This window comes from Streptomyces parvulus, assembly GCF_014648855.1.
Taxonomy (GTDB): Bacteria; Actinomycetota; Actinomycetes; order Streptomycetales; family Streptomycetaceae; genus Streptomyces; species Streptomyces parvulus.
This window is the reverse complement of the sequence record NZ_BMRX01000035.1, coordinates 1-9,638: the sequence shown is the minus strand read 5'-3', so window position 1 is coordinate 9,638 and position 9,638 is coordinate 1. Positions and strand designations below refer to the sequence as shown.

At 69.2% G+C, this 9,638-nt stretch carries 9 protein-coding genes; all 9 read left to right on the top strand.

Annotated features, from left to right (window positions below; all coding sequences use genetic code 11):
* Positions 1-356 precede the first annotated feature (356 nt).
* The 9 genes from IE108_RS34410 (at position 357) to IE108_RS34370 (ending at position 9,571) form a co-directional block, all read left to right on the top strand.
* Positions 357-569 (top strand): MbtH family protein, encoded by a 213-nt coding sequence (locus IE108_RS34410; RefSeq protein ID WP_064732250.1) that lies wholly within the window; start codon positions 357-359, stop codon positions 567-569.
* A gap of 61 nt (positions 570-630) precedes the next feature.
* The gene (hppD, locus tag IE108_RS34405) at positions 631-1,713 is read left to right on the top strand and encodes a 4-hydroxyphenylpyruvate dioxygenase (RefSeq protein ID WP_064732249.1); all 1,083 of its coding nucleotides are present in this window, start codon (positions 631-633) and stop codon (positions 1,711-1,713) included.
* Between the two features lie 47 nt (positions 1,714-1,760).
* Positions 1,761-2,840, top strand: coding sequence for an alpha-hydroxy acid oxidase (locus IE108_RS34400; RefSeq protein ID WP_373297098.1), 1,080 nt, complete (start codon positions 1,761-1,763; stop codon positions 2,838-2,840).
* A gap of 116 nt (positions 2,841-2,956) precedes the next feature.
* Positions 2,957-4,441 carry a tryptophan 7-halogenase gene (locus tag IE108_RS34395; protein ID WP_064732247.1) on the top strand — a complete coding sequence of 495 codons (1,485 nt, stop codon included), beginning with the start codon at positions 2,957-2,959 and terminating at the stop codon, positions 4,439-4,441.
* Between the two features lie 104 nt (positions 4,442-4,545).
* On the top strand, positions 4,546-5,733 hold the full coding sequence (locus tag IE108_RS34390) for a prephenate dehydrogenase (protein WP_079163905.1): 1,188 nt from the start codon (positions 4,546-4,548) through the stop codon (positions 5,731-5,733).
* Between the two features lie 92 nt (positions 5,734-5,825).
* Positions 5,826-6,680, top strand: a complete 855-nt coding sequence (locus IE108_RS34385) for an acetaldehyde dehydrogenase (acetylating) (protein ID WP_202545703.1) — start codon at positions 5,826-5,828, stop codon at positions 6,678-6,680.
* Positions 6,677-7,714 (top strand): 4-hydroxy-2-oxovalerate aldolase, encoded by a 1,038-nt coding sequence (dmpG, locus tag IE108_RS34380; RefSeq protein WP_064732244.1) that lies wholly within the window; start codon positions 6,677-6,679, stop codon positions 7,712-7,714. Before IE108_RS34385 ends, dmpG begins: the two co-directional genes overlap by 4 nt.
* Positions 7,715-7,742: 28 nt before the next feature.
* A complete protein-coding gene (locus tag IE108_RS34375; RefSeq protein WP_079163904.1) occupies positions 7,743-8,729 on the top strand; it encodes a methyltransferase in 987 nt (328 codons plus the stop codon).
* A 32-nt stretch (positions 8,730-8,761) separates the two neighbouring features.
* Positions 8,762-9,571: a 2-keto-4-pentenoate hydratase gene (locus tag IE108_RS34370; RefSeq protein WP_064732243.1), complete on the top strand. Its 810-nt coding sequence runs from the start codon at positions 8,762-8,764 to the stop codon at positions 9,569-9,571.
* Positions 9,572-9,638 lie beyond the last annotated feature (67 nt).

Below are 9,638 nucleotides of genomic sequence, written 5' to 3'. Positions count from 1 at the left end.
GACCGATCCTCGACGAGACCGGCAGAGTCTGCAGCATGCATGGTGGATCACCCTCTTTCGATGTTGAGAACGCGGAAAGTTCTGCTGGACCAGCGGCGCGGACCATTGCGGAATGAAGAGCCCCGGATGGCGCCGGCCGCTCGACGTTATTCAGCCTGCCGTTCGTCATCTCCGCGGCCAGATTAGGCGAGTGGCCACGGGCCGGTCACCCCCGTCCCGGGCAGGAGGCATGGATCTCCAGCGACACCCGACCCCACCTCAAGTTCGAACCTTCATATTGAATGCGGATTCGCGGCTCAACCGGTCCCGCACCTCACTGAGCCCGGGCACACACAGGGAACAGAAGGAGCGAGGCGATGACCAATCCATTCGAGAATCCCAAGGCGGAATACCTCGTGCTGATCAACGAAGAGAAGCAGTATTCCCTCTGGCCGAAGTTCGCCGAAGTGCCGGCGGGTTGGACCACCGTGCACTCGGACGACCGCGCGTCCTGCATCGAGTACATCAACTCGAACTGGACGGAGATGCGGCCGCACAGCCTCGTACAGCAGATGAATGCAACGGCGTGAGCCTTGCCCGCCTTCACCGGCCCCCGTCCTGGCCATACAGTCAACTGAGACAGTGAAGCAAATGGCGAATTCGAACATTTCCATTTTCGATGAACTCTCCCTGGACCACGTCGAGTTCTACGTTCACGACACGACGGCGGCCGCGGCGCAGTTCACAGACAGCTACGGGTTCGAGGTCTACGGGGCCTCCGAGCCGGCCGAGTCCGGCGACACGATCCGTTCGGTGGCGCTCGGCAGGAACCGGATCCGGCTGGTGCTGACGACGGCGCAGGGTGCCGACCACCCCGTGGCCGCCTATGTCGCGCAGCACGGAGACGGGGTGGCCGACATCGCCCTGACGACCTCCGACGCCGCGGCGGCGTTCACCGAGGCCGTACGCCGGGGCGCCGTGGCCGTGGCGGAGCCGGCCGAACGGGGCGGGTTCGTCACCGCCTCGATCCGGGGGTTCGGAGATGTGATCCACACCTTCGTGCAGCGCCCCGCCGGCGAGGACGCACGGTCCCTGCCGGGCTTCTCCCCGGGACCGGGAACGGGCACGCGCTTCGACAGCGGCCTGAACGAGATCGACCACTTCGCCGTCTGCCTCGAAGCCGGGCAGCTCTCGCCCACCGTGGAGTTCTACGAGAAGACCCTGGACTTCAGGATGATCTTCGAGGAGCGCATCCTGGTGGGCGGTCAGGCCATGGACTCCAAGGTGATCCAGAGCCGGACCGGTTCCGTCACGCTCACCCTGATCGAACCCGACACCTCGCTGGAGCCGGGGCAGATCGACGGCTTCCTCAAGAACCACGGCGGTGCCGGCGTCCAGCACATCGCCTTCACCGCGGACGACATCGTGGAGTCGGTGGGCCTGCTCAAGTCGTCCGGGGTGGCCTTCCTGAGCACGCCGGACGCCTACTACCGGCTGCTCGCCGTAAACACCGCCAAGCACTCCGTGCCCCGGCTGCGGGAGCTGGACATCCTGGTCGACGAGGACCACGACGGCCAGCTGTTCCAGATCTTCACCTCCTCGGTCCACCCGCGCGGCACCTTCTTCATGGAGGTCATCGAGCGCCTGGGCGCCCGCACCTTCGGGAGCGGGAACATCAAGGCGCTCTACGAGGCCGTCGAGCGGCAGCGGGCCGAGGCGGGGGCTGAGAAGTAATGGCCCAGCGGTCCGGGGCTCCGGTCGCCACGACGCGGACGCCGCCCGTGTGCGTTCAGGACCTCCAGCGGTCGGCCGCCGCGCGGCTGGCGCCCGAGGTGTGGGACTTCATCACCGGCGGCAGCGGCGCGGAGACCACCCTGGACGCCAACCGCGCGGCCCTGGACCGGGTGGCGCTCGTACCGAGGGTGCTGGCGGGCGTGGAGAAGGCCGACACCGGTGCCCGGCTCGTGGGCACCTCGGCCGCGCTGCCGCTCGCCGTCGCGCCGATGGCGTACCAGCGTCTCCTGCATCCGGACGGCGAACTCGCGACCGCCCGGGCCGCCGCGGCGGCGCGGGTGCCGTTCGTGGTCAGCACGATCAGCAGCAGCACGCTGGAGGAGATCGCCGAGGCCGGCGCGACCCTGTGGTTCCAGCTGTACTGGCTGCGGGACCGCGGTCGGGTGGTCGAGCTGATCCGCCGCGCCGAGGCGGTCGGCTGCCAGGCCCTGATGGTGACCGTGGACGTCCCGGTCATGGCCCGCCGGCTGCGCGACCTGCGCAACGAGTTCACCCTTCCGTCCTGGATCCGCAGTGCCAACCTGGAGCCCGACGGGCCTTCCGCGGCGCATTCCCACCGGCCCGGCGAGTCGGCCGTGGCCACGCACACGAAGAACGCCTTCGACGCGACGTTCGGCTGGCCGGACCTGCAGTGGCTCCGGGAGCAGACCCGGCTTCCCCTGGTGATCAAGGGCATCCTCGATCCCGGGGACGCGGAACAGGCGGTTCGGCTCGGGGCCGACGCCGTGGTGGTGTCCAACCACGGCGGCCGGCAGTTGGACGGGGCGCTGCCCAGCATCACCGCGCTGCCGCGGGTGGTCGAAGCGGTGGGCGGTCGGTGCCAGGTCCTGATGGACAGCGGTGTCCGCAGCGGCACCGACATTCTGCGCGCCCTGGCCCTCGGCGCCGACGGGCTCCTGATCGGACGCCCGGTGCTGTGGGGGCTGGGTACGGCCGGGGCGGAGGGCGTCGCCGAGGTGCTCTCGCTGCTGCGGACGGAACTGGAGGAGGCCCTCCTCCTGGCCGGCTGCGCCGATACGGCCGCCGCGCGCACCCTCGGCACCTTCGTCTCCGGCGTGCCGGGCTGACACCGCGCCGGCGGTCCGGCCGCTCCGCGGCGCCGTCGCACAGCCCCGGAGCCGTCCGTGCGAACGGACGGACATCTCTCATTCACCGTGAACAATCGATCCAAGGAGAAGGCGTCATGCATCGCGACCACGAGTTCGACGTCGTTGTCGTCGGTGGTGGGCCGGGTGGTTCTACCGTGTCCACTCTGGTGGCTATGCAAGGTTACCGAGTTCTTCTCCTGGAGAAGGAAGAGTTCCCCCGGTACCAGATCGGGGAGTCCCTTCTGCCCTCGACGGTGCACGGCATCTGCAAGCTCCTCGGTGTCGAGGACGAGCTGAAGAAGGCCGCGTTCATGCCCAAGCGCGGCGGCACCTTCCGCTGGGGCAGCAACCCGGAGCCGTGGACGTTCTCCTTCTCGGTCTCCTCGACCTTCTCGGGGCCGACCTCGCTGGCCTATCAGGTCGAGCGCATGAAGTTCGACCAGATCCTCCTGGAGAACGCCCGCGCGAAGGGGGTCGACGTCCGCGAGCGGAGTTCCGTGGCGGATGTCGTCGAGGAGGACGGCCGGGTCGCCGGGGTGGTCTACCGCGACGCCGACGGAGTCCGGCACGAGGTCCGCAGCCGTTTCGTCGTGGACGCCTCCGGAAACAAGAGCCGCATCCAGAGCCGGATCGGCGGCACCCGGCACTACTCGGACTTCTTCAAGAACATCGCCCTCTTCGGGTACTTCGAGGGCGGCAAGCGGCTCGCCGCCCCCAACTCCGGCAACATCCTCTGTGCCGCCTTCAACTCCGGCTGGTTCTGGTACATCCCGCTCACCGACGAGCTGACCAGCGTCGGCGCGGTCCTGCGGCGCGAGGCTCTGGACCGGGTTCAGGGGGACCGGGAGAAGGCCCTGATGGGTCTGATCGACGAGTGCCCGCTCATCGCCGAGTACCTGTCCGAGGCGCGACGCGTGGAGGACGGTCCCTACGGCGAGGTCCGGGTCCGCAAGGACTACTCGTACTGCCAGGACACGTTCTGGCGCCCCGGGATGGTGCTGGTCGGCGACGCGGCGTGCTTCATCGACCCGGTCTTCTCCTCCGGCGTCCACCTCGCCACCTACAGCGGTCTGCTGGCCGCCCGCTCCATCAACTCGACGCTGGGCGGCGACATCGACGAGGCGAAGTGCTTCGAGGAGTACGAGTCGCGCTACCGGAACGAGTACTCGCTCTTCCACGACTTCCTGGTGGCGTTCTACGACATGCACCAGGACGAGGACTCGTACTTCTGGACGGCCAAGAAGGTCATCGACAGTTCGGCGCCGGGGCTCGAGTCCTTCGTCGACCTGGTCGGCGGCGGTGCCTCGCGCGAGGGCGGACTCGTCAACGCCGCTTCCTACACCGAGCATCGCGAGACCGACTTCCAGGAGTTCTCCGAGCTGGCCAACCGGCCCGCGGGTGAGAACGGCACGGACCGCGACCTGTTCGACTCGACGCTGGTCCAGTCGGTGCTCGAAGAGGGGGCCAAGATCCAGGTGCACGCCGCGCTGGGGGGCGCCGTCGACGACGAGGGCCCCGTACGGGACGGCGGCCTCGTGCCGTCGGCCGACGGAATGCGCTGGGCGGAGTTCGCCTACTGACCCGGCCGCGTCCGGGGCGGTTCCCGGGCCGCGGGCCGGCCGTGGCGTCGACCAGAGGAAACCTGCGGTGGCCCTGGCCGCCCAGAGGCTGAGGGGGGTTAACGATGATACGAACGGTGGCCGTCGTCGGCACCGGCCTGATCGGCACGTCTATCGGCTTGGCCGTCAGCCGGCACGGCGTCGCGGTGCACTTGCTCGACCACGACGAGGTGGCCGCCCGCACCGCCGCCGCGCTGGGCGCGGGAGTGGTGGGCGCCCCGGACGAGCCCGCCGACCTGGCCGTGATCGCGGTACCACCGGGTGCCGTCGGCGAGGTGCTCGGGCAGACGCAGGCGCGGGGCCTGGCCCGGAGCTACACCGACGTGGCCAGCGTGAAGGCGCAGCTGACGCGGGAGATGCTCACGTCCCTGCCCGACCCGTCGAGTTATGTCGGCGGGCATCCTCTGGCCGGCCGTGAGCACAACGGCCCGCTCGCCGCGCGCGCCGGACTGTTCGAGGACCGGGCCTGGGTCCTGACCCCTTCGCCGACGACGTCGCAGGACACGGTGAACCGGGTGTTCGAGATGATCGCGCTGTGCGGCGCGGTCCCGGTGATCATGGACAGTCGCGCGCACGACGACGCGGTGGCGCTGACGTCGCACGCACCTCATCTGCTGGCCAGCCTCATGGCCGCGCGGCTTCGGCTCGGCTCGCAGGACGAGATCCGGCTGGCCGGGCAGGGGCTGCACGACATGACGCGGATGGCCGTCAGGGACCCCGGGCTGTGGAGCGACATCCTGCAGGCCAACGCGCCGGCCGTGGCCGGGGTGCTCCGCGAGTTCAGGGACGACCTGACGACCGTGCTCGGCACGCTCGACGACCTCTGCGGCGCGTCCGAGGACATGCGCGGCCGGAGCCTGAAGCCGATGGTGGACCTGCTGGACGACGGTGCCGCCGGACTGGCGGCGATCCAGGGACGGCACTCCACGGACCGGGAGACGCAGGTGGAGGTCCTGGTCGCGGAGAGCCCGGGCCAGTTGGTGCGGCTGCTCGACGCCCTCAGAGCGCTCCGGGTGGAGCCGGAGGACGTGGTGCCGCGGCACTCGGCGCGGGAAGGCACCCTCTCCGTCAGGTTCGCGGTGCCGGCGGCGCGGGCCGTCCGCATCGTCCTGGAACTGGAGCAGGCCGGCTGGGACGCCGACTGCATCGACCCGGCCTCCGGCGCCCGCCGGCAGCGCACGGGCGCCTCGCCCCGCCGGCCGGGAGAGCCGCACCGGGAATTCCGGGCGCCCCTGGTACCGGCACGAAAATGAAGAATTCCGACCGGACGCTCACAGCATTGAGACTGCGAATGGAGGACAGGTGAATGCACGCACAAAACGGCTCCCTTTCTGACCCTCTTCGCGTGGCCATCATAGGCACGGGAAACATCGGCTGCGACCTGCTGCTCAAGGTCAAGGCCTCGCCCTATCTCCGGTGCGACCTTTTCGCCGGCCGGCGGGCCGGCTCACCGGGCATCGCGCTCGCCGACTCCCATCTGGTCCCGACGACGGTCGGCGGCATCGACGCGGTCGCCGAGCTGGGGGACCGGATCGACCTGGTCTTCGACGCGACGTCGGCCAGGGACGCGGTGCACAACTGGAGCATCCTCAAGGATCTGGGCATCCCCGTCATCGACCTCACGCCGTCGCACCTGGGCAAGTTCTGCGTGCCGGCGCTGAACCTCGAGGAGTGCCTCACCGAGCCGAACGTGTCCATGGTGACCTGCGGCGGACAGGCAGCCGTCCCCATCGCGCACTGTTTCGGCGAGGCCTCCGAGAACCTCGGATACCTGGAGATCGCCACCGCCAGCTCGTCGGCGAGCGTCGGTCCCGCGACGCGGGCGAACATCGACGAGTACGCCTTCACGACCCAGCAGGCCACGCACGAGTTCTGCCGGGTGGACACCGCGAAGACGATCCTCATCATCAACCCGGCCGAGCCCGGCATCGTCATGCGCAACACCATCTCGGTCCCCGCTTCCGAAAAGGTCGACATGGAAGCGCTCCGGGTGGCGGTCGACAAGATGGAGAAGCTCATCAATTCCTATGTCCCGGGATATCGCGTAGTCGTTCCGCCCGTTTCGACCGGTGACCGCACGATGGTGACCATCGAAGTCGAGGGACTCGGTGACTGGCTGCCGCGCTACGCCGGAAATCTGGACGTCATCACCTGCGCGGCCGTGGCCGTCGCCGAGGGACGAGCGGGGGCGCGTCGATGAACGGCTCTGCCGGGCGGAAGCTCGAAATCTGTGACACGACCCTGCGCGACGGAAACCACGCCGTGGCGCATCAGCTGGGTCGCACGGACATCGTCGAGTACGCCAAGGCCGCCGAACTGGCGGGCGCCGACCTCCTGGAGGTCGGGCACGGCAACGGGCTCGGCGCCTCGTCCCTCCAGGTCGGACGTGCCGCACTCGGCGACATCGAGATGCTCACGGCCGCTCGCGCCCAGCTGAAGGAGACCCGTCTCGGCGTCCTGTCCATCCCGGGGTTCGCGACGGTCGAACGCGACCTGAAGCCCGCGCTGGACTGCGGAGTCGACGAGGTCAGGGTCGGCGCGCACTGCACCGAGGCGGACGTGACCCGTCAACAGATCACCATGCTGCGCGAGATGGGTGTCACGGTCAAAGGCATGCTCCTGATGAGCCACATGGCACCGACGAAGACACTCGTCGAGCAGGCCCGGCTCATCCAGGAGTACGGGGCGCACGCGGTCATCCTGATGGACTCGGCCGGTGCGTACACCCCGGCCGCGGTCGAGGAGAAGATCGGCGCGCTCGTCGGGGAACTCGACATCGCCGTCGGCTTCCACGGCCACAACAACCTCGGTCTCTCGGTCATGAACAGCATGGCCGCCATCAAGGCGGGCGCGGCCATCGTGGACGTGACGGCGCGCGGCTTCGGCGCCGGGGCGGGCAACGCCCCGCTGGAACTGGTCGCCGCGAACCTGCACCTGGAACAGATCGAGACCAAGCTCCAGCTGTTCGCGGCACTCGACGCGGCCGATCTCGCGGAATCCACCTTCGTTAAGCGCGTTCCGACGAACGACAGCGTCACCATCACCAGCGGCATCGCCGGCGTCTTCTCCGGTTTCGCCGCGCCCACCCGCCGCGCCGCGGAGCGCTTCGAGGTGGACCCCCGCGAAATCCTGATGGAGCTCGGCCGCAGGGGCGTCGTCGCCGGTCAGGAGGACTCCATCATCGAGGTCGCGATGGGGCTCGCCGAGAAGAACTCGCTTTACCAAGTCATCTGATGAGCGTTCAGAGCACGGAGGAGCCACAGTGAAACTGGATTCCGCACGCGAGGTGGGAGCGGACTACGCGGCCGTCGCCGCGCTGCTCCAGATCGGTGCCGAACTCGGCGTGGACCGGGTCCTCGACTCGGGCCGCACGTTCGGCGTCGCCGAGCTGGCCGAGGAGACGGGTCTCCCCCAGGCCGGCCTGGAGAACTACCTGCACGCCCTGTCGGCGGCGGGACTGGTCACGGCCGACGCCGGAGCGGGCCTGTTCCGCGCGTCCGACGACTACGCGGACTGGCGGCACGAGGTCGGTTACCTGTCCTGGGCGCTGACCGCCAACAGCCCGTTCCTGCAGAACGCCCGTGCCTTCCTCACCGACGGAGAGTCCGCCGCGCGGACGCACCGCCGTGACGGGCGCCGGGTGGCGGTCAGTTCGCGGTGGATCGGCGACCGGGCCTTCTATCCCGCCGTGGTCGACCAGGTCGTGGCCGCCGACGCGAAGCACGTCGTCGACCTGGGCGCCGGCGCCGCCGGACTCCTCATCGACCTCCTCGGCCAGGACGACCGCCGCACCGGCGTCGCCCTCGACCTGAGCGCGGCCGCCTGCGCCGCGGCGCGCGAAGACGCGGACCGAGCCGGCGTCGGCGACCGGCTGCGGGTGGTCGAGCGGTCGGTGGAGTCCCTGATCGACGACCCCGGCCCGCTCGAAGGGGCGGACGTCATCCAGGCGTGCTTCGTGATGCACGACGTCCTGCAGGACGAGTCGGTCTTCGAGGACGTGCTGCGCACCTGCCGCAAGGCCCTCGCGCCCGGCGGCGTCCTGGCCGTCGTCGACGCGGTCTCGTACGGACAGGAGCCGCGCGAGCGCAAGTTCAGCGCCCTCTTCACCTACCTGCACGCGAACTTCATGGACGTCGCGCTGCCCACCCCGGACCAGTGGGTGGCGAAGTTCCGCGACGCCGGCTTCTCGAACGTCGAGTGCGTGTCGGACATCATGCCCGGCGGGCGGCTGTTCGTGGCGACCAAATGACATCCCGAGGCTGAACGGAGGCGTGCCGCGTCATGCTTCAGGATCCACAGGCCGTTCACGAGCAGGTAGCACTGGAGCTCTGGAACGCGAAGAACGAACGCCGGACGGTACCGCCCGTCTCCGCCCGGTATCCCGGGTTCACCGCGCTGGACGCGTACACCGTCCAGCGGGTGCTGCGCACGCTTGAGCACAAGAACGGTGCGGTGCACGCCGGTTACAAGGTCGGCGCCACGAGCGTCTCCATCCAGGAGATGTTCGGCGTCGACGAACCGGACTTCGGCTTCCTGACCGAAGGCATGATCCTCGCCGACGGTGCCCGCCTCGATCCGGGACGGTTCATCCAGCCGAAGGTCGAGGGGGAGATCGCGTTCCGTATCGGCGCCGACCTCTCCGATCCCGGGACGACGGCGGCGGACGTCCTGAAGGTCACCACGGAGGTCTTCCCGGCTCTCGAAGTGCTCGACAGCCGCATCGAGAACTGGGACATCGCCTGGGTGGACACCGTCGCGGACAACGCCTCGTCCGCGATGGCCGTCCTGGGTGCGGCCGTTCCCTTCGACGGGCGCGATCTCGCCGCCGAGACCATGGTGCTCGAATCGGGTGACCTGGTGCTGACCGCGAACGGCTCGGCCGTGATGGGGCATCCCGCTGAGTCCGTGGCGTGCCTGGTGCGCATCCTCGCCTCCTTCGGCGGAGGCATCGGGGCCGGCGACCTGGTCCTGGCCGGATCGCTCGCCGCGGCGGTCGATCTCGAGGCGGACGCCCTCGTCAAGGCGTCGTTCGGGTCCCTGGGATCCGTTTCCCTTTCCACTTCCGCTTCCACTTCCGCTTTCAGCAATTGAGCCCCTGAGAAAGAGGGTGATCCACCATGCATGCTGCAGACTCTGCCGGTCTCGTCGAGGATCGGTC

What these genes read in the sequence shown, in the direction of transcription:
- IE108_RS34395 (WP_064732247.1), top strand. Translation starts at nt 2,957, where the DNA reads ATGCATCGCGACCACGAGTTCGACGTCGTTGTCGTCGGTGGTGGGCCG.
- hppD (WP_064732249.1), top strand. Translation starts at nt 631, where the DNA reads ATGGCGAATTCGAACATTTCCATTTTCGATGAACTCTCCCTGGACCAC.
- IE108_RS34390 (WP_079163905.1), top strand. Translation starts at nt 4,546, where the DNA reads ATGATACGAACGGTGGCCGTCGTCGGCACCGGCCTGATCGGCACGTCT.
- IE108_RS34410 (WP_064732250.1), top strand. Translation starts at nt 357, where the DNA reads ATGACCAATCCATTCGAGAATCCCAAGGCGGAATACCTCGTGCTGATC.
- dmpG (WP_064732244.1), top strand. Translation starts at nt 6,677, where the DNA reads ATGAACGGCTCTGCCGGGCGGAAGCTCGAAATCTGTGACACGACCCTG.
- IE108_RS34370 (WP_064732243.1), top strand. Translation starts at nt 8,762, where the DNA reads ATGCTTCAGGATCCACAGGCCGTTCACGAGCAGGTAGCACTGGAGCTC.